Annotated in this window: 21 protein-coding genes, 1 pseudogene and 1 riboswitch; of the genes and pseudogenes, 17 read left to right on the plus strand and 5 right to left on the minus strand. The window is 65.5% G+C overall.

Annotation, left to right across the window (positions count from 1 at the left end; all coding sequences use genetic code 11):
• Positions 1 to 31: 31 nt before the first annotated feature.
• The 11 genes from AB0J29_RS26580 to AB0J29_RS26630 all read left to right on the plus strand — a co-directional run bounded on the left by AB0J29_RS26580 (position 32) and on the right by AB0J29_RS26630 (position 15,116).
• Positions 32 to 376, plus strand: a complete 345-nt coding sequence (locus tag AB0J29_RS26580) for a hypothetical protein (protein WP_364791757.1) — start codon at positions 32 to 34, stop codon at positions 374 to 376.
• A gap of 55 nt (positions 377 to 431) precedes the next feature.
• The gene (locus AB0J29_RS26585; RefSeq protein WP_364791760.1) at positions 432 to 752 is read left to right on the plus strand and encodes a hypothetical protein; all 321 of its coding nucleotides are present in this window, start codon (positions 432 to 434) and stop codon (positions 750 to 752) included.
• Positions 753 to 832: 80 nt separating this feature from the next.
• Positions 833 to 1,663, plus strand: coding sequence for an ESX secretion-associated protein EspG (locus tag AB0J29_RS26590; protein WP_364791763.1), 831 nt, complete (start codon positions 833 to 835; stop codon positions 1,661 to 1,663).
• A 33-nt stretch (positions 1,664 to 1,696) separates the two neighbouring features.
• Positions 1,697 to 3,235: a MinD/ParA family protein gene (locus AB0J29_RS26595; protein ID WP_364791766.1), complete on the plus strand. Its 1,539-nt coding sequence runs from the start codon at positions 1,697 to 1,699 to the stop codon at positions 3,233 to 3,235.
• Positions 3,232 to 4,764, plus strand: a complete 1,533-nt coding sequence (eccD, locus tag AB0J29_RS26600; RefSeq protein ID WP_364791769.1) for a type VII secretion integral membrane protein EccD — start codon at positions 3,232 to 3,234, stop codon at positions 4,762 to 4,764. The genes AB0J29_RS26595 and eccD overlap by 4 nt, the downstream gene beginning before the upstream one ends.
• Complete coding sequence (gene mycP, locus AB0J29_RS26605; RefSeq protein ID WP_364791772.1) at positions 4,764 to 6,113, plus strand: type VII secretion-associated serine protease mycosin; 1,350 nt, start codon at positions 4,764 to 4,766, stop codon at positions 6,111 to 6,113. Before eccD ends, mycP begins: the two co-directional genes overlap by 1 nt.
• A complete protein-coding gene (gene eccE / locus AB0J29_RS26610; RefSeq protein WP_364791775.1) occupies positions 6,110 to 7,834 on the plus strand; it encodes a type VII secretion protein EccE in 1,725 nt (574 codons plus the stop codon). Before mycP ends, eccE begins: the two co-directional genes overlap by 4 nt.
• 13 nt (positions 7,835 to 7,847) lie before the next feature.
• Positions 7,848 to 8,201 (plus strand): helix-turn-helix transcriptional regulator, encoded by a 354-nt coding sequence (locus AB0J29_RS26615; RefSeq protein ID WP_364791778.1) that lies wholly within the window; start codon positions 7,848 to 7,850, stop codon positions 8,199 to 8,201.
• A gap of 68 nt (positions 8,202 to 8,269) precedes the next feature.
• Positions 8,270 to 9,334 carry a discoidin domain-containing protein gene (locus AB0J29_RS26620; protein WP_364791781.1) on the plus strand — a complete coding sequence of 355 codons (1,065 nt, stop codon included), beginning with the start codon at positions 8,270 to 8,272 and terminating at the stop codon, positions 9,332 to 9,334.
• Positions 9,335 to 9,344: 10 nt separating this feature from the next.
• Positions 9,345 to 10,061, plus strand: a complete 717-nt coding sequence (locus AB0J29_RS26625) for a hypothetical protein (protein ID WP_364791784.1) — start codon at positions 9,345 to 9,347, stop codon at positions 10,059 to 10,061.
• Between the two features lie 108 nt (positions 10,062 to 10,169).
• On the plus strand, positions 10,170 to 15,116 hold the full coding sequence (locus AB0J29_RS26630; protein ID WP_364791787.1) for an NAD-glutamate dehydrogenase: 4,947 nt from the start codon (positions 10,170 to 10,172) through the stop codon (positions 15,114 to 15,116).
• Between the two features lie 155 nt (positions 15,117 to 15,271).
• Here AB0J29_RS26630 and AB0J29_RS26635 read toward each other — a convergent pair whose 3' ends face one another.
• Both AB0J29_RS26635 and AB0J29_RS26640 read right to left on the minus strand, forming a co-directional pair.
• Complete coding sequence (locus tag AB0J29_RS26635; RefSeq protein WP_364791790.1) at positions 15,272 to 15,451, minus strand: SDR family oxidoreductase; 180 nt, start codon at positions 15,449 to 15,451, stop codon at positions 15,272 to 15,274.
• 64 nt (positions 15,452 to 15,515) lie between these two features.
• Positions 15,516 to 15,770, minus strand: coding sequence for a type II toxin-antitoxin system prevent-host-death family antitoxin (locus tag AB0J29_RS26640; RefSeq protein WP_364791793.1), 255 nt, complete (start codon positions 15,768 to 15,770; stop codon positions 15,516 to 15,518).
• Positions 15,771 to 15,885: 115 nt separating this feature from the next.
• Positions 15,886 to 16,051, plus strand: a riboswitch (FMN riboswitch).
• Between the two features lie 76 nt (positions 16,052 to 16,127).
• Between AB0J29_RS26640 and AB0J29_RS26645 the strand changes: the two genes are divergently transcribed.
• On the plus strand, positions 16,128 to 16,574 hold the full coding sequence (locus AB0J29_RS26645; protein ID WP_364791796.1) for a 6,7-dimethyl-8-ribityllumazine synthase: 447 nt from the start codon (positions 16,128 to 16,130) through the stop codon (positions 16,572 to 16,574).
• Positions 16,575 to 16,785: 211 nt separating this feature from the next.
• On the plus strand, positions 16,786 to 16,995 hold the full coding sequence (locus AB0J29_RS26650; RefSeq protein WP_364791799.1) for a DUF397 domain-containing protein: 210 nt from the start codon (positions 16,786 to 16,788) through the stop codon (positions 16,993 to 16,995).
• 291 nt (positions 16,996 to 17,286) lie between these two features.
• Here the strand turns inward: AB0J29_RS26650 and AB0J29_RS26655 are convergent, their stop codons facing one another.
• The gene (locus AB0J29_RS26655) at positions 17,287 to 17,892 is read right to left on the minus strand and encodes a hypothetical protein (RefSeq protein WP_364791802.1); all 606 of its coding nucleotides are present in this window, start codon (positions 17,890 to 17,892) and stop codon (positions 17,287 to 17,289) included.
• A 16-nt stretch (positions 17,893 to 17,908) separates the two neighbouring features.
• Here AB0J29_RS26655 and AB0J29_RS26660 point away from each other — a divergent pair.
• A pseudogene (locus AB0J29_RS26660) lies at positions 17,909 to 18,160 on the plus strand (SPFH domain-containing protein); the annotation flags it as partial.
• 42 nt (positions 18,161 to 18,202) lie between these two features.
• On the opposite strand, the gene AB0J29_RS26665 reads toward AB0J29_RS26660, so the two are convergent.
• The gene (locus tag AB0J29_RS26665; RefSeq protein ID WP_364791805.1) at positions 18,203 to 19,273 is read right to left on the minus strand and encodes an SPFH domain-containing protein; all 1,071 of its coding nucleotides are present in this window, start codon (positions 19,271 to 19,273) and stop codon (positions 18,203 to 18,205) included.
• A gap of 197 nt (positions 19,274 to 19,470) precedes the next feature.
• Between AB0J29_RS26665 and AB0J29_RS26670 the strand changes: the two genes are divergently transcribed.
• Together AB0J29_RS26670 and AB0J29_RS26675 are read left to right on the plus strand one after the other, a co-directional pair.
• Entirely contained in the window at positions 19,471 to 21,000 is a 1,530-nt protein-coding gene (locus AB0J29_RS26670) for an amino acid permease (protein WP_364791808.1), read from the plus strand.
• A gap of 131 nt (positions 21,001 to 21,131) precedes the next feature.
• Entirely contained in the window at positions 21,132 to 23,552 is a 2,421-nt protein-coding gene (locus AB0J29_RS26675; RefSeq protein ID WP_364791812.1) for a tetratricopeptide repeat protein, read from the plus strand.
• 133 nt (positions 23,553 to 23,685) lie between these two features.
• Here AB0J29_RS26675 and AB0J29_RS26680 read toward each other — a convergent pair whose 3' ends face one another.
• On the minus strand, positions 23,686 to 24,039 hold the full coding sequence (locus tag AB0J29_RS26680) for a DUF1707 domain-containing protein (protein WP_364791815.1): 354 nt from the start codon (positions 24,037 to 24,039) through the stop codon (positions 23,686 to 23,688).
• Between the two features lie 167 nt (positions 24,040 to 24,206).
• Here AB0J29_RS26680 and AB0J29_RS26685 point away from each other — a divergent pair, with 167 nt between their 5' ends.
• Positions 24,207 to 24,941: a MerR family transcriptional regulator gene (locus tag AB0J29_RS26685; protein WP_364791818.1), complete on the plus strand. Its 735-nt coding sequence runs from the start codon at positions 24,207 to 24,209 to the stop codon at positions 24,939 to 24,941.
• Positions 24,942 to 25,109 lie beyond the last annotated feature (168 nt).

Consider the following 25,109-nt stretch of genomic DNA (forward strand, 5'->3'; position numbering starts at 1 on the left):
AATTTAGATCCACTCCAGAGAGGAAACTACAGTGGCCACCACTTACACCGGTGATCCGAAGGTATTGAACCAAACTGCGGTCAATGCCATGGCTTGCCAGGGCGAACTCGAAGGCTACCTGCGCAGCTGGATGAGCTTGCGTGACGAATTCGCCAGCGCTGTCCACGGCTCGCAAACCGGTACGCAAATCCAGAACACGATGGACCATGCGCACACCGCCGGTGTGAAACTGGCCCAGACGCTGCAGGAAATCATCGACACGCTGAAGGACACCGGCGTCCGAATCGACGCGGCAGACCTTCAGAACGCTGCCACGATGGCGCGGGCGGTCGAACTCGGTACGAACAGTACGGTCGACACCGGCTCGTGGCAGTAAAGCCGCGTGTGACGCATTACGAATCGTAAGAACCCAAAGATAAGGCTGGCAGGCAATGTATAACAACTACGCAGGTGTCGATTCGGCGAGTCTCACCGTGGATGGCGTTCTGAAGGGTATGGACTCGAACGCTCTGCACTTGCACTCACTGATCAAGGAACTCGAAGGTTGCTTCTCGGGTTTGGCCGCGGATGTCGCCAAACCGCTGATGGACAAGTTCAAGGCGGCGCTTGGCAATGCCGCAGAGGGAACCGGCTACCAGGGGCAGCTCATGCAGGTGAAGCGGGCGATCTCCCAGACCACCGGCTCCGAGGGCTTCATGCGGGAGACCGACCACCAGCAGGGCGCCAGGTTCATGGCGATCGGTGGCGTCTAGTAATCTCACAGCCCCCGTCCGCTTCGTCGGCCCGGCCACGGCGAAACGAGGCTGCGGGCGACTGGTCAATTGGTGAAGGTGTGGAAACTGATCCGATCGCGATCGATCTGAATGTCGATGCCGCGCTGCTGTTGCGAGACATGGCCGGCATCGATTCCTACCCGCCGATCCTGGCGTTGATGCCGAATATCTTCGACATCGACGACCTGGAGCGGGTGCGCGCTGTCGTCGCGGAACAGCTCACCGAGGTGGGCATCATCGAAGGCGACCGCGTGCACCCGACGGTCGAGCACTGGTTGCAGTGCCTGGACCGCCCGGATGTGGAAATGATGGCGCTCGTGTTGGCCACCGGACTGGATGGCGAACAAAAGGACATGCTGCGCATGTCGTTGGTGCGTCGCGGCGATTCCCATGTTTTGGCGGTGCGCTGTGACGACGAGATCGTCATCCAGGCGGTGTACCAGCAGGAACAGCAATTGGATTCGGTATCGGCCGCGGTCGGTGCGGCGCTGGGGTCCGCTGCGGCACTGAGTTTCGCGCCGATGACCGCGGCGCAGGCCGAGCTCGACGAGATGCCCGACGACCAGGACGGACGACGGCAGGTACTGCTGGAGTTGGGGGCACAGCCGCATACCGCGGGTGTGCTCAGCCGGGCATTCGATGAGGTCGTCCGGCGAGCGGCAGTGACGGTGGTACAACACCAGGACGGAGTCGAGCTGAAGCCGAAGTACGGTGTGAGCGTGCTGGATACGCTGTCGGGGCGCATCGTTGTGACACCGAGTGTGGCGATGGACGGGGAAGTCCGATCGACCTACGCACCCGGTGACGACGCGGCACTGCACGCCGCGATCGTGGGACTCGTCGAGTTGTTGCCGGGCCGAAGTTGGTTCGATACCAGCCGGATTGGTTGACGTCCCAATGGGTTTTTGGAGAGGACGACAGATATGAGCCGAGCGCCGAGTACCAATGGTCATCCGGCCGAGTCCGTCCGACACAAGGGCGGTTACGACGCCTTTTTCATGGAGGCGGCGCCGGAGCCGGAGAGCGGCCCGGCGACCGGCAGCGTCCCCGCACGCCCACAATCCGGCTACAGCGAACCGGTGATCGGTACACGTGATCAGTCGATAGCGCAGCCCGCGGCGGGTGCCGCGGGTCCGGTGCCAGCGCAGAGCGTGGCCGCGCCGGAAGCCGGTGCGGCACGCCCCGCCGCACCGCACCCAGCCACACCGAATGTGGCTGCGCCAACCGCGGACTCGGCACGCGAGAGCTATGCGGCGGCTATGTCTTCGTCGCCCGAGATGTGGACGGCCCATGCGGGGGCCGATCCCGCTACCGCTCGGATCACACACACGGCATCGGCGAACACATCGAGTAGCGATGCCGGGCCCACCGCCGAAAGAGCCAGCGTCGAAAGACCAGGCGCCGAATCCACCGATACGCCATGGCAACCCGCCCAGGCGACGAACTGGGTGCTCGATCGCGTCGACCGTACGGCGGCGCCGCAGGTCGAGGTGCTGCCCGCGGCATTGACCTCGATGGACCTGTTGGCCGATATCTCGGCGGCCAATCGGGCCAAGCTGCAGTCCAGCACCGGTGTGCGCGGCGCGCTGAACAAGGTCGGATTCCGCCTCGGCCTCTCACCCGCCGAGCAGCGCGCCGAGGATCGGCGCGCCCGAGTTCGCCGACAGCTCAACACGCCCTACCAGATCGCGGTGATCAGCGTGAAGGGCGGTGTCGGCCGCACCACCATCGCCGCGACGCTCGGCTCGACCTTCGCGGCGTTGCGCCCGGACCGGGTCGTCGCCGTGGACGCGAATCCGGACTTCGGCGATCTGCCCACCCGTACCGCTCCGCACCCGTACGGCCTGACCCTGCGCGATCTGGCGCAGGCGTCGAATCTCGAGGCCTTCTCGACGGTGCAGTCGTTCATGTCGATCAATTCGGCCGATCTCGCCACCATCGCCTCGCCGTGGACCATCGAGGCCAGCGAGGCGCTTTCAGGCCGCGAATACACCACGGCTGTCGAGGTTTTGCGCCGCCACTTCAATCTTCTGCTCGTCGACTGCGGTACGGGCGTGCTGGATTCGGTGACGCTGAGCGTGCTGCAGACCAGCGATGCCGTCGTGGTGGTCACCCCGCCCACTGTCGGCGGGGTGAAAGGTGCGGTGGCCACATTGAATTGGCTGAGTTCGCATGGTATGCAGCATCTGATCGCCAAATCGGTCGTCTCGATCGTGCATCAGCAACCGTCCAAGCCGGTCGTCGACGTCGAGGCGATCGAGAAGCTGTTCGCCACCGGGCAGCGCCCGACCTGCATTCTGCCCTTCGACAATCATCTGGCCGAGGGCGGCGAGATCGATCTGCGCCTGGTGGACAAAGAAACCCTGCTCGCCTTCGAAGAACTCGCGGCCGGGCTTGCCGATGGATTTCCGAACTATCTGGGTGGCGCCGGCGGCGGCCGGGCCACCGGAGGGTGGCGATGAGTACTGCCGTTGCTTCGCCACCGGGCGCGGCGCCCGCGGCATCCGCCGAGGTGGCGCGCGCCCGCATGGCGGTCCTGGTGTCCAGCTACCAGGTCGACGTCGTGGTGCCGACCAAGTTCACCATCGAGACCTTCATCGATGACCTGCTTGTCGTCCTGGCCAAGGCCATCGACGACGAGACCGTCGATTTCACTCCGCCGACCGGACAGTGGAGCTTGGCTCGGCCGGGCGAAGCGCCGATGCCGCGCTGGCGTAGCCTCGCCGACCACGATGTCGTCGACGGCACCGTGCTGATGTTGGCCGCGGTCGAATCCGCGGAGGTCTTCACACCGGTCGTGGAGGACATCACCGACGCGCTCGCGCTGATCAACGAGCGCGAATTCGCCGAATTCGACCCGCAGACCACCGCGGTCGTCGGCCTGAGCACACTGGGTGTCGGCGCGGTCGCCATCGCGGCGATGTTGTCGGTGTCGTGGACCGAATCCGGGTCGATCTGGTGGTACGCGCTGCCGGCGCTGCTGCTCGGCGCGGTGTGCTGGGGCGGCGCGGTGCAGGTGCGACAGCGCAACTTCGCGCCGCGGATCTGCCTCGGGTTGGCATTGTCGTCGATTCCGCTGTTGTTCGCGGGCGGCGCGATGCTGGTGCCGCCGGCCTACGGTGAGCCGGGTCCGTTCGCCGCCGCCAATCTGGCCGCTGGATCGGTTGTCGCGGCCGTCGCGGCCGCGGCCATGATGCGCGTGACCAAGCTCGGAATCGCGACATTGATGGCGGTCACCGTGCTCGGTGTGACTGTGGCGGCCGCGGCGATTCCGATGACCTATCTGGATCTGTCGGTGCGCCAGATATCCGGTGGCGCAGCACTTGTCGGACTCGTGCTGCTGACTGCCGCACCGCGCCTTGCCGTCGTGGTCGCCCGGATTCGGCCACCGGATCTGCCGGACCCAGGCAACGATGTCAACCCGGCCACGCTGACCGACATCTTCGATGCCGAATCCGCGCGCGATGACGCCGAACTCGAGTCCACCGAGGACATCGAACGACAGCGCGAGCAGGCCGGGGCCGGCATCGAGGGCCGGGCCCGACTGGCGGTGACCAGTCTGCGCGGGCTTATCGCCGCCACCGCGGCACTTTTGGCGGGCGCCGCCGTGCTGTCGGCCGCGGTGAGCCCGGGTGGTATCCGGGAAATCGTGCTGGCCGCGGCCGTGGCGGGTTTGTTGGCCCTGCGCGCGCGCTGGTTCCCGGACCGGGTACAGGCCATCGCGCTCGTCATCGCGTCGGCGGTCACCGTGGTCGGCGTCGGCTTCGTGCTGGTCACTGCGTACGAAACGGCGCCGGCGCGGCTGGTCGTCGTCCTCGTTGTCGGTGTGGCGGCCATCGCGGCATGTGTTGCGTCGGTGAAGTTGCCGGGTCGGCGGCTCTCGCCGGTCACCCGGCGGATCATCGATCTGGTGGAGTACGCGCTGATTCTGGTGATCCCGATCATCGCCTGCTGGATCATGGGCATCTATACCGCGATGAGGGCGATCTGATGCGAATCGGCACAACCGCGATCGCGGTGCTTGCCGGATTCGCGCTGATCGCCTCCGCCGCACCGGCATTGGCGGTGGATCCGCCGCAGGTCATCGTCGGCGCGCCCGCGGATGATCCGCCCGGCCCCGAGTTGCCGACGAAACAGGACAAGGGCTGCTTGGCAACCGGCGTACTGAAGGACAGCGATCTGGCGCGCACGCCGCCGCCGGAGTTGGCGCTGGATCTACCGAAGGCCCGTGCGCTGAGCCGGGGTGCCGGGGTGACCGTCGCGGTGCTCGACACCGGTGTCACGCCCAATGACCGCCTGCCCGGTCTGGTCGGCGGCGGTGACTATGTCACGACAGGTGGCGACGGTCTGTCCGATTGCGATGCGCATGGCACCCTGATCGCCGGAATCATCGGCGCCGCATCCGATCCCACGGACGGATTCACCGGGGTCGCTCCGGACGCCAAGATCATATCCATTCGCTATCGATCCGGCGCCTTCAGCGCCGAACGGCCGAATAACGACGCGGCGCAAAACCTCTCGGTGGATATCCGGACACTGTCGCGGGCGATCGTGCATGCGGCGAATCTGGGTGCCGGCGTGATCACGGTGGCGCTGCCGGTCTGTGTTCCGGTGGGACTCGCGGTGGATCAGTCGATACTGTCGGCGGCGATCGGCTACGCGGTGCACGTGCGGGGCGCGCTGATCGTCGCGGGTGCCGGCAATGCCAACACCGGCTGTGATCAGAATCCGGATATCGATCCGACCCGGCCGAGCGACCCGAGGAACTGGCGTGATGTCAAGACCGTGTCCGCGCCGGGCTGGTTCGGGGCGGACGTGCTGACGGTGGGTTTCACGACCGCCAGCGGCGCCACCATGTCCGATTCGCTGACGGGTCCGTGGGTTTCGATCGGCGCACCGGGTACCGCGATCGAATCGCTCGGTCCCGGTGGCAGTGGCCTGATCAATGGTGTCGGTGAACCCAACAAACTGGTGCCGGTCGGCGGCGCGTCGTTCGCGGCCGCGTATGTCAGCGGGGTGGCCGCCCTGCTGCGCTCCCGATTCCCCAACGAAACCCCGGCCGAGATCATGGCCCGCCTGACCGCCAGCGCGCACGCGCCTGCGCGTGGCATCGATAACGTTATCGGCGCGGGTGTCATCGACCCACTCACCGCGCTCAGCTATCGCACGGCGCCCAAGCCGCCGATCGGACTGTACCGGTGGTCGGAACTGGTGCTGCCGGAACCGCCGCGCGCCAAGGATGGTCGTCCGCCGTTCGCGGCCGCTGTCGTCATCGTCGCCGCGGTGCTGCTCGGGCTCGGTGCCACCTTTGCGAGCTCCGCGATCCGGAGGCGGCGGTGAGCCTTCCGAGTGTTCGGGTGGGCGGTGTCGAACGTGGTCCGTTCGCCTTCGCCGTGATCGGCGGCAGCCTGGTGGTTACCGGGCTGTGGGCGCGCACCCCGATCTGGGCGAGCGCGGCGGTGGTCACCGTGCTGCTGGTGACCGTGGCGGTCAAGGTGAACGGACGCACGACCAGCAGATGGCTGCTCGACTGGGCCGATTACCGATTCGGCCGGGCCGCCAGAGCCGAAGCGCTCGCCGGTCCGGCGGATGTCACCGATATCGGGGTTGCCGCGGGGGTCTGCGGCATTCGTGCCGAGGGCACCGTGCTCACGGCGATGATTCAGCTCGCCCCCAACCTCGACCTGCCGACGGTCATCGCGGAAAAATCCGTCTACACCGAGGACACCGTCCCCGTCGATGATCTGCTCGATCTGCTCGATCAGTTCGGTCTAGCGGTCGATATCGATATCGTGACCACCGGTCAGCGGGTTCGTCCGACCGGTAACTACAGCATGCTCTACGACCAGCTGATCGGCTCCCATCCGGTCGTCGGCCATCGCCTCACCTGGTTGGTCGTCCGGCTGGATATGGAGCGGAACCTGGATCTGCTGCAGCGGCGTGGACTGGTCGCGATGGTCGCGCCGAGAGCGTTGGCCACCGCGGCGCACCGCATCGCGGGCCGATTGCGAGAACGCGGTATCGCCGCGCACGCATTGCCCGCGGCGGCAATGCTGGAGGCCACCAGGGTGTTGCACGCCGGCGTCGAACTCGGCGATCTGCGTGAGACCTGGACCTGTATGGAGTCTTCGGCGCCGGGTCGCTGCGTGACCAGTTTCCTGATCGACTGGACGCGGCTCGACGGCGCTGGCTTGGATGATTGCTGGGCGTGGAACCGCGGCCGGACCACGCTGGTGGTCAGCCTCACCGATGCCACGGCCGGGCCGCGCGCGCTCGCGCGGTATATCGGCCCGCCGGTCACGACCGAGCCGCCGGACTATCTGCGTCGGTTGACCGGCATGCAGGCCATCGCATTGCTGGCCACGATGCCGACCGGGACGTCGATCCGTGCCGTGCCCGTCGATGAGTCGGGCCGCGACATCGCCTCCGATGAGCTACTGCCGGAACTCACGATCGCGATCGGCCCCAATGGCCAGATTCTCGGTTCCATCAGCGGTCAGCCGCGTCATACCCTGGCGCTGCCGCTGTTCGACCCGGCTCGCTACAACCCGCGTCGGCGCACCATCGATGTGCACGCCGACCTGCCGGTGGCACAGCAGATCGTGTTGCGTGCCATGGTGGTCGGCGCCAATGTCGAGGTCCATTCGGTGCGCCCGCACCGTTGGTGGCAGCTGGTCGCCGCGGTCGGTGATCCGGAGTCGTTGCGCCTGGCTCCGGAGGAGGGTGCCGCGAATGCCGCTGCGGGGCAAGCCGGTTCGGGTCCGCCACCGTCCTCGGCGACGATCACGGTGTTCGACAATCTGCCGCCGCAGGTATCGACCGCGCACACCACGGTCACCATCAGCGAGCCCGGTGGGCCACGGCGACGGTCGGTTGATCTGGCGATCAACCAGGTCAGCGCGACCGCAGTGGATGTCAGTATTCCGATGCGGACCGTGCGTGTCGATTTGATCGAGCCGCGCGGTGAAACCCGCTATTTCGATTCCGCCGCCGAACAACCCGCGATCACCGCGGGTGCCAATGGCGCCACGCCAGGGCCGGACGTTCGGGGCATGAGCTGATCGGAGACAGGTAATGTCTATCAGCGTGGTTGTGGACTCCCAGCCGAATGACGGCGAATTTGTGCAGGAGGATGGTGGGGAGGCACTGACACCGAGGCAGGCCGCGGTAGCGATCTTCTCGAGTCGGCTGTCGGAATTGATCGCGGAGTCGGTGGTATCTACCGAGGACGGGTCGACGCGGTCGCTGACGCTCTATTCGCTTGCGCAGCATCTGGAGCAGGCGTACCCGGATGTCCCGGTCTCGCAATCGGGTCTGTACCGGCTCATTCATGGGGATGCGGTACCCCGGCTCGATCTGATCATTGCCTTGGCGCGGGTATTCGACGTGCCGCCGGAACATTTCGTCACCGAGCAGAAGAAACGCTGATTGCGTTATTCCCGTCAGTGGGAATATGCCTGGCCGCGGTGCGGTCCGGTCTGGATACGATCCCGACCATGGCTGCCGAGGACCCGGGAGATGTATTTCTCCGCCATCGAGGCGCGGTCCTGGAGGCGCTGCTCTCGGATCCCTCATTCGGAGAAAACGATCCGGCCACCGGGTCTGTGCTGAGCGGACCCCTGGTCGGCGATCCGGAACTCGGGGAACCGGATTTCGGCAGCGATCCGTTCTCTGGTGCCGCGATGTCGGCCGATTCGGCCCAGGGTGCTCTGCCCGAAACGGATCTGCCGCCGCGGCGAACCTCCGATGGGCCCAAGGCCAGTGAGCGGATCATCGCGCTGCTGAACGGGCAGCAGTCGGATGCCGCACCGGCAATGGACTTTTCAGCGGACTACTCCGATGTCTCGGCAAAGCAGCCGCCGCTGGAGGAATCCACGCGGTCCGCGTCCGGGGCGCCGAAGACGCGTGGGCCCGATACCGCAGAGCAGTTCGCCCAGCTGGCGAAGAAGCTCAAGAATCCCAAGGTCGCGTTGGCGGTCTGTGGTGTCTTGGCCGTGCTGCTCATCATCGCGCTGGTTTCCACCGGCGGGAAGGACGATTCGCAAGCGCCGGATCGCATCGCGGTTATCACGCCATCGGCGACCGCGGCGGCCCCGACGTCATCGAAACCGGAATCGGTCTCCGGAACGATCACCCCGAAATCTGCCACTGCCAACTGCCCGCCGGGCAGTACACCGGGCATGGATGCCTTCGGTGGCCAGCAGGGCAAGGCTTGGTCATGCGTGCGCGCGTACAAAGTCGACGGGCAGGTACTGACCATCGATCTCGGCAAGACCTATCAGATCGATTCGATCGGCATCGTCCCCGGTTGGGACAGCATCGGCAGCGATGGCGTGGACCATTGGACGAAATACCGGACCGCCAGCCGGGTCAAGTACTCGTTCAACGATCCGAACGGTACGGGCTACACCCAACCGACCCTGGATCAGCGCACCCTGGTCGTTACCAAGTTCGAGGTTCCCGTGCAGGCCTCCAAGATCGTACTGACAATTCAGGAATCGAAAGGCGATCCGACGATCAATACGACCGCGATTTCCTCCATCGTGATCACCGGGCATTGAGGCTGCTGTCATGTCAGTAGTCGAGTTGGTCTGCCAGTACTGCTCACACCGCAATAGCGGTAACCCGGCACAATGCGGGCACTGCGGTGCGCCGCTGCCCGCGGTCCATCGACCTTCGGGTCCGGCCGGGCATGCGGGGCCGGCGGAGCGCGTCGTCGCGGGAGTCGAGCGGGCCGCTTCGGCCACCGAGAGTGTGGTGGCGGGTGCGGAGCATGCGGTGGCAGGTGTGGAAAAGCTTGTCGCCGGACAGTATCCGCGCTGGCAGTGGGTGGCCTCGATCGCGGGCATCGCGATCATGGTCCTCGTCCTCGGCGTCACGGTCGTCCGTTCGTGTTCGACGTCGCTGACCTCGATGCCCGATCGGGGGGGCGAGCAGGCATTGCCCGGCCAGTTGCGCGCGGCGGTCTCCTGTCAGCGGGTCGATTCCACGACTGAGAACTGTGTCATCCCGGCGGCCGACCCGCTGCTCTCGGGCGGGATCACCGGTGGTAAAGATCTGACGCTCTCGGTGGCATTGGATTCGCCCGAGCGCCGAGCCGATGCCGTGCGCAACTGGCGGACAGCGGGCGGAACCATCCTGGCCGATGGTGTCGTCTTCGTCGCGATCAGTCCGACGGCAACCCTGCGGTACGCGAATACCCTTGTCGGACTTCGGTTCGAGACGGGTGCCTTCACCGGGCGTGCGGCGGCCCAGACCTTCATGGCGCGAGCCGGTCTGACTCCGTGACCGACCGGACTCCGGCCGGTCAGCGTGCTTGACCAGTACTGATTTCCTGCACAAGGTATTACGCATTCAACGTGCCGCTATACAACGGCACATCAAACCATGTAATGTATGGGAATCCTACGGTTACGGGCACAGATCTCGGGAAGGCACGAGTCGATGGTGGCAACCACCCAGCAGACGATTTCATTCAAACGGTTCCGCGATGATCCGACCGACTTGGAGGCGGCCTACTTCCGGTGGATCCAGCCGGGCGCCACCGCGCCGACGATCACCGATCGGGCCGAACAGATCTTCCGACACCACTTGGAACTGGCGGCAATCCGGTTGCCGGGTGCGGCGATGACCCGGGTCTACCGCCCCGATGACGGCAGCGGGCTCGGTGCGGCCATCCAGATCGTCAATGACGATATGCCGCTGCTGGTCGATTCGGTGACCACCGCGCTGCGCCGCCTCGGCGCCGTGGTGACCGAGGTCGTCCATCCGGTCTTCGATATCTCGCGGGACCGACGCGGGCGGCTGCGGGCCATCGCTCCCAAGGAGCCCGACACCGTACCGGCGAAGGGCAGTCACACCGTCGCCGAATCGTGGATCCATGTACAGCTGGCGCCGGGTGTCGGTGCGGCACTGCTGGATCGGATCGATCGGGAACTGCCCGCGTTGCTGCAGGTGCTGCGTAAGGTCGTCGACGATACGCTCGGCATGGCGAACGCGATGGTGGCGCTCGCGGGTCGGCTCGACCATATCGCGCAGCGGTCCGACGATCCGGAAGTGCCCGAATGCGCGAAGTTGTTGCGCTGGTTGGCCAATGGGCACTTCACGGTGCTCGGCTACGGGTACTACCGCAGTGGCCGCACCGATGCCGGAACCGAACCGCAGCAGGTGCCGGGCACCGGCCTCGGCGTGCTCTGGAACGGCTCGAACGTCGACCTCGATGTCCCGGTGCTCGGCGCCTCCCGACCGGTCCTGCGGCTGGCCAACGGATCGGTGGATTCGCTGATCCCGGGGTCGGGTGAGTTGTACTTCGTCAGCGTCGCCGATTACGGCAGTGGCGCCGCCGGCGTCGGCGTGGTGCAGGGCGAGCACGTCTTCGTCGGCACCTTCACCGTCACCGGCCTGCACGAGAACATCCTGGATATCCCGGTCATCTCCCGCCGCGTGCACCAGGTCATCGAATGGGCCGGCTTCGAACTGAATTCGTTCTCCGGGCAGGCGATGCTGGAGATGATGCAGTCCTTCCCACGGGTGGAGTTGTTCTCCACCGATGCCCGGCGGCTGTTCGAAACCGTCTCCGCGGTCATGAATTTGGGGCTGCGCAGGCAGGTACGGCTGTTCATCCGCCGCGACGGACGCAGCGGTGCGGTCTACTGCCTGGTCTACCTGCCCCGCGATCGGTACTCGACCGAGGTCAAGATGCGCATGGAGGAGATCCTGCGCACCGAATTCGACGGTGAGCAGGTCGCGTACTCGGCGAGGGCGAGCGAATCCGAGCTGGCCGTAATGTATTTCACGGTGCATCGCCGCCCGGACGCGGAACCGGCCGATATCTCCGAAACCAATCGCGAGCGCATCCAGGAACTGCTCTTCGCGACAACCCGGAGTTGGGCGGACCGTTTGGTCGCCGCCGCGACCGGTGTGCCCGCGGTATCGTCGAAGGTCGCCAACACCTACGCGAGCGCCTTCCCGGTCGGATACCAGCAGGAGTACGAGCCGGAGCGGGCGCTGGTCGATCTGCAGCGGCTGGATCGTCTCGCCGACGGCGCCATCGATACGAATCTGTATCGGAACGCCGAAGCTCCGTCGGGGGAGTGGCGTTTCACGCTCTATGTCGCGGGCGAGGGCGTTTCGCTGAGCCGGGTGCTCCCGGTGCTGCAAAGTCTCGGGGTGGAAGTGGTCGACGAACGGCCGCACCGCATCACGCTGCCGGACGACACCCACAAGTGGATCTACGATTTCGGGCTGCGCGTCCCGGCGGCACTGCTGCGGACCGCGCTCGATGCCGACCTCGAGGCCGATCTCACCCGTTCGGCCGACGAGTCGCCGGTCGCGGGCGGTGTGCGGCAGCACTTCCCGGACGCTTTCGCGGCCATGTGGAACGGCAGCGCCGAGGTCGACGCGCTGAACGAACTGGTGTTGCGTGCCGGACTGCACTGGCGCCAGATCTCGATACTGCGCGCCTACGGAAAGTATCTGCAGCAGGCCGGATTCGCCTACACCCTGGGCAATATCGCCCGGGTGCTGTTGGCCCAGCCGACCATGGCCCGGTTGTTCACCGAATTGTTCGACGCCTACTTCGATCCCGACGGGGTCGGGGCGGTGGCATCGGCGCGGGCCGCGGGCATCGCCGAACGCCTGCAAGCCGAGATCGACGCGGTCGTGAGCCTGGACGCCGACCGCATCCTGCGCGCGGTTCTCGGCCTGATCACCGCGACGTTGCGCACCAACTACTATCGCCGCGACAGCGACGGCAACGGGCCGGAGTACCTGTCGTTCAAGTTCGATCCGCATGCCATCGCCGAATTGCCAAGGCCACGGCCACAATTCGAGATCTTCGTATATTCGCCACGGGTCGAGGGCGTGCATCTGCGCTTCGGTCCGGTGGCGCGTGGCGGGTTGCGCTGGTCGGACCGGTTGGAGGATTTCCGCACCGAGGTCCTGGGTCTGGTGAAGGCGCAGGCGGTGAAGAACGCGGTGATCGTGCCGGTTGGCGCCAAGGGCGGTTTCGTGGTGAAGCAGCCGCCGACGGCCACCGGTGATCCGACCGTGGATCGGCAGGCGCAGCTGACCGAGGGCATCGCCTGCTACCGCACCTTCATCTCCGGTCTGCTGGATGTGACCGATAACGTCGATCACGGCTCCGGCGAGGTGCTGCCACCGCAGCGGGTGGTCCGCCGCGACGGTGACGACACCTACCTGGTGGTCGCCGCCGACAAGGGCACCGCCACCTTCTCCGATATCGCCAATGATGTTGCGCGCCAATACGGTTTCTGGCTCGGCGATGCCTTCGCCTCGGGTGGTTCGGTCGGCTACGACCACAAGGCGATGGGCATTACCGCCCGGGGGGCCTGGGAGAGCGTCAAACGGCATTTCGCCGAGCGGGATATCGACACCCAGACCACCGATTTCACCGTCGCCGGCGTCGGCGATATGAGCGGCGACGTGTTCGGTAACGGCATGCTGCTGTCCGAGCACATCCGCCTGGTGGCGGCCTTCGACCACCGGCACATCTTCCTGGATCCGAATCCCGATGCGGCGACCTCGTTCCGGGAGCGGCAGCGGATGTTCGCACTGCCGCGCTCGTCCTGGGCCGACTACGACAAGTCACTGATCAGCGCGGGCGGCGGTGTCTACGATCGGTCCGCCAAGGCTGTTCCGGTCAGTCCGCAAGTGCGCGCGGCACTGGACTTGGATCCGAGTGTGACCACCCTGTCCCCGCCGGAGATGATCCGGGCGATTCTGCTCGCACCGGTCGATCTGTTGTGGAACGGCGGTATCGGCACCTATATCAAGGCCTCCACCGAGACCAATGCCGATGCTGGTGACAAGTCCAACGATACGGTGCGTGTCGATGCGAACCAGTTGCGCGCCAAGGTTATCGGCGAGGGCGGCAACCTGGGTGTGACCGCGCTCGGCCGCGTCGAATACAGCGCGAACGGCGGCCGGATGAACACCGACGCCCTGGACAACTCGGCCGGTGTCGACTGCTCCGACCACGAGGTCAATATCAAGGTGCTGCTCGACGCGGTCATCTCCGGCGGCGAACTCGATGCCGCCGACCGCACCGCACTGCTCGCCGCGATGACCGACGAAGTCGCCGAACTCGTACTGCGCGACAATATTTCGCAGAATTTCCGGATGGGGCTCTCGCGCGCGCAAGCGGTGCCGATGTCGGGTGTGCATCGCCGTTTGATCGCCGATCTCGAGTTCCGGCGCGGGGTCGATCGGCGGCTCGAGGCACTGCCCTCGGATGCCGAGCTGACCAGGCGGGCCGCGGCCGGACGCGGGCTGACCTCGCCGGAACTGGCTAATCTGCTTGCGCACGTGAAGCTTTCGCTCAAGGACGACCTGCTGTCCGGAGATCTGCCGGACAATCCGGTCTTCGAGTCGGCGCTGCTGTCGTACTTCCCGACGCCGCTGCGCGAACGGTTCAGCGACGCGATCAGCAAGCATCCGTTGCGCCGCCAGATCGTGGCCACCATGGTGGTCAACGATATGGTGGACCATGGTGGCATCACCTACGCGTTCCGCCTGGCAGAGGAAGCGGGGGCGAGTACCGACGATGCGGTGCGTGCCTACACCGTCGCGGTGGAGATCTTCGATCTGCACACGCTCTGGCAGCGCATTCGGACCACACCGATGCCGACGGCGGCTCGTGACGAACTCGAGCGGGAGACCAGGCGCACCCTCGATCGGGTGTCCCGCTGGTTGCTGAGCAGTCGCCCGCAACCGATTGCCATCGGCGCCGATATCGCCCGCTACCGAGACGGCGTGCACAAGCTCGCGGCGCACATGCAGCCGGCGCGGCTCCCCGCGGCCCACGCCGAGGATCTGGCCACGCATGCGCGGTCCGCCGTCGAGCGGGGTGCGCCGGCGGAATTGGCGCAGGAGGTATTCCGCCTGATCCACATGTTCCCGCTGTTGGACATCGTCGACGTGGCCGATATCGCCGAGCGGGATGTGCAGGAGGTCGCCGAGCTCTACTACGCGCTCGACGATCACTTCCAGATCGAGCGGCTGCTGACCGCGGTGAGCAACCTCGCGCGCGACGACCGGTGGCGCACACTGGCCCGGCTCGCGGTCCGAGACGATCTCTACGATTCGCTGCGCTCGCTCACCCTGGATGTGCTGACCGCATCCGAACCGGATGAGTCCACCGCGGACAAGATCGCCGAATGGGAGTCGGTCAACCGCCCCCGCCTGGCCCGTGCCGGCGCCTCACTCGGCGAGATCTTCGCCGCAGGCACCCACGACCTCGCAACCCTCTCGGTGGCCGCCCGCCAGGTGCGCAGCATGGTCAGCAGCGGGGAATCCGCCGCGGCAGCACCTGTTTCGAGCTGAACCGCCCCACTGCGAACCCCGCGTTCTCGGTGCATTGCCGAGAACGCAGGGTTCGCAAAGGGATTCAGTGAATAGCTCGCCCGTCATCCCAGCGAACGTCGGGATCCATACCTCCGCAGTGGATCCCGACGTTCGCAGGATGACGGGCGTTCGGATCAACGGCCTCCCAAGCTGCCGCCGCCGTCGACGTTCAGCACTTGGCCCGTGATGAATCCAGCCTCGTCGGACAGTAGGAAACACGTGGCGGTGGCGACATCGTCCGGGGGTGCCGAGGCGACCGATCGGAATCGAGGCGATCGCACGGGCCTCTCCCTCGCTGCCGCGAGGACGCGCACGGTAGAACAGCTCGGACTGCAGATTCAGCAGCAACGACGCGACTATCTGGCCCTGCCGCCGGCATCACCCAAGGATTTCAGCGAACATCTCGGTGAGGTTGATCGCTCCCTCGCCCTTGTACCGCTGGTAGCGGTGTTCGGCAATATCGGCGAGCTGTTCGTCTTCCCAGTTTTCCAGGGCTTGGAGCGTACTCACGGGGACCAGCGCGGCGACGGGACGGCCGTCGCGGGTGACGATGGTGGTCGCACCGTGCTCTGCCGCATCCAGGGCTTTGGCTAGTCGGGCGCGAAGTTCACGGACGGTCACATGCTCGGTCATATATGTAGTAGTAGCCGATTTCTGAACCAAAACGCTTGCCCCGCAGCCGGAACCGGCGAATCACTCGAACCTGATGTTGCGATGACGTCTGCGGCGTTGTTACAGTCCGCTCTGTACACGTTCTCAGGGCGGGGTGGAATTCCCCACCGGCGGTAATGGCATCCGGCCAGTCCGGGTGCACTAGCCCGCGAGCGCCACGGTGTCCTCGGATGCCGTGGGTCCAGCAGATCCCGGTGCGATCCCGGAGCCGACGGTCACAGTCCGGATGAAAGAGAACGCGGCATCGGAGCGCTCGCGAGCGGGTGACTCCTGTTCGCGTTGCTATGCCCTGGGTGACACAGCGAACAGGAGGAACCCATGTCACCCACGCCGAACCGCATCGCTCTCGTCGCCGCGCGCTGGCACTCCGATATCGTCGACCGGGCCGTGTCGGCCTGCCGTGCCGGCCTCGCCGAGCGCGGATTCACCGACATCGATGTGATCGAGGTCCCTGGCGCCTTCGAAATCCCCCTGCGCATCAAACGCTTGGCATCCACCGGCCGATACGCTGCCCTCGCTGGCTGTGCGCTCGTGGTCGACGGTGGGATCTACCGACATGACTTCGTGGCAGCGACCGTGGTGGACGCGCTCATGCGAGTGCAACTCGACACCGATGTGCCGGTGTTCTCGGCAGTCCTCACCCCGCATCACTTCCACGAGCACAGTGAGCATCTGACGTACTTCAGCCGTCACTTCGAGGTCAAGGGCGCGGAACTGGCCAATGCCATTGCGGCAACGCTGAATCTGGACACCATCCCTGCCTGATACAGCGAAATTCTGCCGCGGCGTGGATGCCGGGGCAGGGCTCTTTCGACTATTGGCACGACGGTGAGACACAGAGCCTTGATTCGAGTCTGGCACACCGTTGGCGAACGCACGCTCGGTATCGCGTGGCGATGTCGAGTATCGAGACCGCAGCACTCGGCGAGGATGAATCCAGGACGCTGTTAGTGGCAATTGCAGAGGAGTACGAAGCTTGAGTGTCGACCTGTCCGCAGCGAGGTGGTTCAAGAGCAGCCGCAGCAGCACCGGCGGGGATTGCGTGGAGGTTGCGTATCTCGACGGGGGCGTGGTCGGAGTTCGTGATTCCAAGAACCCAACCGGCCCGGCGTTGGTCTTCACGCCCAAGGCGTGGGATGCCTTCACTGCGGCCATCACGGACGGAGAGTTCGACCGCGACGCCTGAGCCTGGCCAAATACCGAGTACCGCAGCGGCCCCGTTCAGACGACCTACAGTCACGATGGGGCCGTCTGCTATCTCAATCTCTGTCAAATCCAGGCTTGCGCAAAGCTTCTGGTTTTTTGGAGCGGCGTGATTCGCGGAGAGTCGATGTGCGACAGCGTCACAGGTGTAGGTGAGGTCGGAGTCGCTCGGCGTTACCGTGCGATACCTGTCGATATCTGCGCGGTCATGGTTTGTAACCCGGATACGGTGGCCGGTATCAGCGTATGCACGGAGGTCGCCAGTATCGACTGCTCAACGTGGGTAACCGATTTCGTCGATATCGAGGTCGAGATCGACGAGTTCGACTTCGGGGTTGAGCTGGGTCACTACGGCCGGTGTCAACGGTCGCAGCGCGTACACGTGCTCGACTGCCGGGAGACTGACGTCGGTTTCGTAGTAGTCTTCGGCCCAGTTCTGATACGCCTCCGGTGTCCCTTCGACCAGGAGCTCGAACAAGCCGTGCCCGCCCTGGTCAGCTGCCGCTATACCCCATTCGGCGTCCGCGGGTTCACGCCAGAAGCACACTGTCGCACGGGGTGAGCCATCGTGATCGGCGAATGCTGGCTCCGCGACGTAGGACCCGAAGACGCCAGGGACAGCCTGCAGCACCTGGGGCGCATTCGGGGCTTCGTGATCGAAGCCTCGCCCGTAGACGCCGGCGTCGGTGAAGACGATGAACCAGTCGTCGCCGGAACCGTTACGCATCGAGGCCATCTCCTCAGCGTCACCCCAGCGGGCGTTGAACGAAAAGTACCGAAATTCCCACTCCGGACTGAGGATCGCATCGAGCATCGCCATCGTGCGGCAGCGGTCGCGAAGGACCGCGATTTCGGGAAGACGGCGCAATAAGTCGTTCACAGTGCCATCTAACCGTATGCTGACCACACTGCTCGGCGGGGCGGCACAAGCAATCGGTGGACCTCCCGCGCGCGACCAGCTCAATAACAACCTCCGGAAGATCATCGACGAGCAGACCGAACCGTGGGGTGTGCAGGTCGCCCTGGTCGAGATCAAGGATGTCGAGATCTCAGACGCCATGCAGCGCACGATCGCCCGGCAGGCCGAGGCGGAACGCGAACGCCGCGCCCGCGTCATCCACTCCCACGGCGCGGTCGAGGCCGCCGAACCCTTTGCGGCTGCGAAACCTTCGGGAGTCGACGCGGGCTGATCAGTTGACGGCGGCGGTGCCGCAGTTGCCGCAGAACTTGGCTGTGGCGGTCAGGTCTGCGCCGCATTCGGTGCAGTGGCGCGGACGGGGTGCCAGTGGATCACCGCAGTTCATGCAGAATCGCGCATTCGCGGGGTTGTCGGTTCCGCAGCCGGCACACGCCGGCTGTGTCGTGGCCGGAACAGGGTGTGCGGCGGCCGAAATCGCCTGGCGTTGCCACGGATTGCTCGGGGCCTGTTGTTGGATTGCGTTCAAACCCAGTGCGGCGCCGAGGAATCCGTCGCCGCCGTGGCCATGGCCGTTGGCGAAGCCTTGGCCCGCGCCGAGCGCCATTTCGCCTGCCGCGTAACGCTGGAAGTCGCCGGCCAGTCGAATATAGGTGACATCCTTGGCGAGTCGCTTGATGCGGTCCGCATCCTCGGGTGCCAGGGTGATATCGAAGTTGCCCAGGCGTGCGATGCGCAGGCCGTATTCGTAGAGCGTCAGATTGGTCTGGCGCACCACGGCCGCCTCGATCGGCTCCAGCTGTCCGGACAGGCCGAGCACCGGCCAGTCGCCACGGGAAATTCCCTGTGTGACAGCGACTTTCATGGACTTGAGCAGCAGGTCTGAACTCCAGGACTCCACCATCGCCGGGACACTCAGGTCGGTGGTGCCGGCCAGCGAGGTGACCAGTTCGGCCGGATCCCGCACCGACAGCGCGAATTCCCCGAACACCCGCAGTGTTACGACCTGTTCGCTGACCGGATCGGCGATATCGGCCAGACGGCCACCGAACTTGATCCCGGGGAACTCGCGGGTGGAGACGAAATACAGTTCGGCGCGGTAGAAGTTGTTGCCGGTCAACGTATCCACGAGCGCGCCGAGGACCGGCAGCTCATCGGCATCGATCCGGTGCCGACCGGGCCCCATTGCGGCCACGACCTGCCCGGACTTGACGAACAGGGCGATCTCGTCGGCATTGACGATGGCACGGCTGTAACGACGGATGTTGACATCCGGCCACTTGTAGATCAGTTGATTCTTGCGGTCCTCGGGGACCGCGATGAACTCCCGTTCGAACCATGCCATGTGCGCGCTCCATCAGCAGTAAACGTATCCAGCGTACCGCTGTTCAGCGGTACGATCAACTAACGCCCAGGTCACGGCGGGTAGCGCGACTTCGCGACGTTTCCGTGCCAATCAACTCTTGACTCACCATTGAACGTGCCGTTGAATAGCGTTACATCAAGCAGCGATATGATCGCCGTCACGTGAAAGGCATCACTATGACAACCGTTCAACCCCCCGCGGAGGTGTCGGCGCCCGCGAATGCGCTGCACGCCGAGGATGCGGGCTATCACAAGGCGTTGCGCCCGCGCCAGCTGCAGATGATCGCGATCGGCGGTGCGATCGGTACCGGACTGTTCCTTGGTGCGGGTGGTCGGTTGCACACTGCCGGGCCCGGACTGTTCCTGGTGTACGCCGTCTGTGGAATCTTCGTATTCTTCATCCTGCGGGCGTTGGGCGAGCTGGTGCTGCATCGTCCGTCCTCCGGCTCGTTCGTCTCCTATGCGCGTGAGTTCTACGGCGAGAAACTGGCTTTCGCGGTCGGGTGGATGTACTTCTTCCACTGGTGCATGACCGGCATCGTAGATATCACCGCGATCGCTACCTATGTCCATTTCTGGGGAGCCACCGAAGCGATACCGCAGTGGTTGATCGCGCTGGTGGCACTGGCCATCGTGGTCAGCATCAACCTGATCTCGGTGAAATGGTTTGGTGAGCTCGAGTTCTGGGCCGCGCTGATCAAGGTTGTCGCGCTCGTCGCCTTCCTGATCATCGGCACCATCTTCCTTGGCGGCCGGTTCAAGATCGACGGTGAGACAACCGGTTTCAGCGTGATCCACGACAACGGCGGCCTGTTCCCGACCGGTCTGCTGCCACTGGTCACCGTCACCACCGGTGTCGTATTCGCCTACGCCGCAGTGGAATTGATCGGCACGGCGGCCGGCGAGGCGGAGAACCCGGAAAAGATCATGCCGCGGGCCATCAATTCGGTCATCGCCCGCATCGCGCTGTTCTACGTCGGTTCGCTGGTGCTGCTCGGGCTGCTGCTGCCCTACGTCGCCTTCAAGGCCGGTGAGAGCCCGTTCGTCACCTTCTTCTCCGAGCTCGGTGTGGGCGGTGCCGGCTCGGTCATGAACCTCGTGGTGCTGACCGCGGCCTTCTCCAGCCTCAATGCGGGTCTCTACTCGACCGGCCGCATTCTGCGCTCGATGTCGATGAACGGCAGTGCTCCCAAGATCGCCTCGCGGATGTCCAGCGGTGGCGTGCCTTATGTCGGCATCCTCGCCACCGGTGCGATCGCGCTGGTCGGTGTCGGGCTCAATGCGATGGTGCCGGACAAGGCCTTCGAGATCGTGCTCAACATGTCGGCTCTGGGCACCATTGCGGCCTGGGGCGCGATCGTGGTCTGCCAACTGCAGCTGTTCCGGTGGTCGAACAAGGGTCTGGTGGAGCGTCCTTCGTTCCGGCTGCCCGGTGCGCCCTACACCAGCTACGCCACGCTGGTGTTCCTGGTCGCGGTGATCGTGCTGATGGCATCCAGCCACGAAATCGAGCAGCGCGGTGCTGTGATCGCCATGTTCGTGGTCGTGGCTCCGGCATTCGTCGGCGGCTGGTTCCTGGCCCGCAAGCGGGTGCTGCAGGTCGCTCAGGAACGCGAGGGCATCACCGGTCAGTTCCCGGTGCTGGCCGAGCGGCCGCAGCGCAACAGTGATGCGGTCGTCGTTCTCGACAAGCCCGACGAGAACTAGATCGATTCGATCTCCGCCCCGGACAACATGTCCGGGGCGGAGCTATTCCCATAGGGGGGAATAAGGCATGCGCGCGGCGGCGGAGGGCGGATGAGAATAGGTGCCCTATTCACCGGGCTCGAAAGGTTCCCATGCCGGAACAACCCAGCGCCTCCGAGAATCCGCTGCCGCACCCGTGGGCGAATCGGCGGATGCGCGGAACCGAGGTTCCGCGACGGACGCCGCATCCCTGGGCTACCCGCGGCATGTCGAAACTCGAACCGTCGCAACGCCGCCAGCATCCATGGTCCGGGCCGAGCACCGTGGAACGGCCTCCGGCGCAACGGTTCTCCCCGCCATCGGTGCCCGGCGACATCATGCCGGTGAGCGATCCGGCGACGGGCGCCGAGGAAACTCTCGAACTCGACGAGCCGGACTCCGGCCGTAGCGGTCGCTCCCGGCCGAGCGTGCGGCGGCTCGGCGCGGGCCTGGTGCCGATACCGCGGGTGGCGCCGGTCGACCCGCGCTCCGCCATTCTCGACAATCCGGAAGTGCCCGAGCTCAAACGGTTCTGCTGGAAATGTCTGGAACCGGTCGGCCGTCGCACCGCCACCGAGCCGGGTGCGGTGGCCGGTGAATGCGGCCGCTGTGGCTCGCCGTTCAACTTTCGTCCCACCCTGCAGCGCGGCGACCTCGTCGCCGATCAATACGAGGTGCAGGGTTCGCTCGCGCCCGGCGGACTCGGTTGGATTTATCTCGCGATCGACCGCAATGTCAGCGACCGCTGGGTCGCGCTGAAGGGTTTGCAGAACCCGCTGGACTTCGAGGCGCATGTGGTCGCGCTCGCCGAACGGCAATTCCTCTCCGAGGTGGCCCACCCCGGCGTGGTCAAGATTTACAACTTCGTCAAACATCGGTCTGCCCGCGATACTCCGGACGGCTTCATCGTCATGGAATATGTCGGCGGACAATCGCTGAAGAAGATGCTCGATCTGCGGGGCAAGGAGCGCATACCGGTCGTCGAGGCCATCGCCTACATCATGGAAATCCTGCCGGCGCTGGACTATCTGCATTCCTTCGGATTGGCATACAACGATCTGAAACCCGACAACATCATGGTCAGCGAGCACGAGGTCAAACTGATCGATTTGGGTGCGGTCGCCGCCATGGACTCCTACGGCAGCATCTACGGCACGCCCGGCTATCAGGCGCCGGAGATCACCGAAACCGGGCCGACCGTGGTTTCGGATATCTATACCGTCGGCCGGACCCTCGCGGTCCTGGCCCTGGATCTGCCGCGGGACCGCGACGGGCACTTTCTCGGCGGCATACCCGAACCGGATGAGGATCCGCTGCTGGCTCGCTATCCGTGCCTGTACCGCCTGCTGCTGCGCGCCACCGATCCGGAGCCGGAGCGCCGCTTCCCGTCCGCGTATTCGATGTACTGTCAGCTCGCCGGTGCGCTGCGCATGGTGCTCGCGATCGATACCGGCCAAGAACATCCGCAGCCTTCGGTCGAATTGAGCTCCATGCGAGACGATTTCGGCATCGATACGCTCATCGGCCAGACCGACGGCATGGTCGACGGTATGGCCAGGATGCCTGTGCTCGAGGCACGCGATGTCGTCGCGGCCCTGCCGACACCGTTGATCGATAGCGAGGATCCCAGTGCCGAACTGCTGTCCTCTCTGCTGCACGGCGAACCGCGGCACGCGCTGGACGCGCTGCGCCGGGCGCACGAACGCATCCGGGCCGGCACGATCGTCGCCCCGGAATCCTTCGACCTGGAGGGGCCGCTGACCGCGGTCCGTGCCTACCTGGACCTCGGGGAAACCGTGCCGGCCTGCCAGCTGCTCGCCGATCTGCGCTCCGACTACAGCGCGGACTGGCGCATCGAATGGTATGTCGGCGTCGCCGCGCTCCTCGACGGCCATTACGACCGGGCCTGGCAGCATTTCGAGACCGTGCACGGGATGCTGCCCGGAGAGATCGGACCGGAACTCGCCCTGGCCGCAACCGCGGAACTAGTGCTGCAACATCTGGACGATCCGGCCGAGTCGGATCGCTGGCACCGGTCCGCGGCCGATCACTACCGCGCGGTCTGGCGGACCAACCACGGCGTGGTGAGCGCGGCCTTCGGCCTGGCCCGTCGGCTCGCCGCCGATGGCGAATTGCTCGAGGCCGTCACCGTGCTCGACCAGGTACCCGCCGCCTCCCGCCATCACAGCGTGGCGCATACGACGGGCTGTCTGCTGCTGGTCTCGCGGCCGATCGCCGATATCACCGAGGCGGATATCTGTACCGCGGCCGAGCGCCTCGAGACGCTGCCCGACGACGCGCGAACGCTGCAATTGCAGGTCATCGTGGTCGGGGCGGCCTTGGAGTGGCTGCGGGTCGGCGGGCGGCCGCGGAATCCGAACCGGATGATCCTCGGCTTCCCGGTCACCTCGGCGGGACTGCGACAGGGACTCGAAACCAGCCTGCGCGCCCTGGCCAGAACCGCGCCGGATCGCTGGCACCGCTATCGGCTGGTCGATCTGGCGAATTCCGTTCGGCCACGCACCCGTTGGTAGACCCGCGGCGGTCGGGGTCGGCAGTCGGCGAAGTCAGGGGTGGGTGAACTCAGGGGGATGGCAGTCGGCGAAGCCGACGGGGTGGGTGAACTCAGGGGGATGGCAGTCGGCGAAGCCGACGGGGTGGGTGAACTCAGCGCAGCTGCTGCACCACGAAGGCGACGATGGTTCCGGTGCCCGCCAGCAGCCACAGCCAGTTGCCGGTGGCAACCGCGAGCACGACCGCGACGATCGAGATCACCGCGGCGATCGTCCGCAGTCGCTGCAGCGCATTGCCGGTGGGTGCGGGCGGTGCGGGGGGCGTGGTGCCGGGCAGGTCGACGAATAATTCCGCCAATTGTCCTTTGGTGGTCGCCGCCGCCGCAACGGCGCTGCGTTCATCGAACTCGGTCAGGCTCAATCGTCCGGTACCGAGATGGTGCGACAGTTGTTCCAGCGCGCGCTCCCGTTCCGTCACGGTAATTCGAGAAGCCTGCGCCTCGGTCATATCGGAAGGATAAGCCCCGTCGTCTGTGTTTCGGCCGAACGAATTGCCAACGGCGGGAATAGTTGCGGGTGTCATCGGGGGTTGACGCAGGTCGCGAACGATAGGTGCCCAACATCGCTGACGTATGCTTACCTACGAGTAATGTTTCTTTGTGGTTTCCTAGACATATGGCAGGGGACGTGGAGTACACGATCGATGAGCTGGCGCGCGAGGCTGGTACGACCGTGCGCAGCCTGCGAGTTTACGCCGAGCGCGGCATCCTGCCCCCGCCGCAGGTCAAGGGCCGCACCGGTTTCTACGGACCGGATCATCTCAATCGGGTGCAGACGATCAGCCGTCTGCTGGACCGGGGGATCAAGCTCAACGGAATCAGGGAACTGCTGGAGGCATGGGATCGCGGTGACGATCTCGGCGACATCCTCGGCGTAGTGGAGCCCGGTGCGCCGCCGACGACCGCGCCGCCGCCTGGCGACACGATCGCGGCGACCGAACTAGAGCAGCGCTATCGCGAGGTGCCCCACGGTTTGGCCCGCGTGGTCTCGGCCGGTCTGTACGAACCGGTGGACGCCGCGACCTACCGCATCGCCGATCCGCAGTTGATCCGCATCTTCGATCAGTTGCAGGGCGCCGGCGCCCCGGTCGATGCGCTGCTCGGCGAATTGGAGCGGCTGCGTTCGGACTGCGACCGGATCGCTCGCCGCTTCGTTGACCTGTTCCATCGTTCGGCGTGGGAGCCGTATCAGAACTCCGAGCGCACACCCGCGGATAAGGCGGTACTCGCCGACCGGGTGGCCGAGACTCGGATTCGTCCGGGGCAGGCGACCGCCGAGCTGGTGAACCGCTTTGTCGCGAAGTATCTCGAACAGGACAGCGACCTCACCGAGGCGCTGCCCGACGCTTGACGTGTCCGGTTTGCGCCGACACCCGCACTCTTCTTGCGTGCTGCCCGACGCCTGACGCGTCCGGTTTGCGCCAACACCCGCACTCTTCTTGCGTGCTGCCCGACGCCTGACGCGTCCGGTTTGCGCCAACACCCGCACTCTTCTTGCGTGCTGCCCGACGCCTGACGC

The organism is Nocardia sp. NPDC049707 (assembly GCF_040674855.1).
Lineage (GTDB): Bacteria > Actinomycetota > Actinomycetes > Mycobacteriales > Mycobacteriaceae > Nocardia.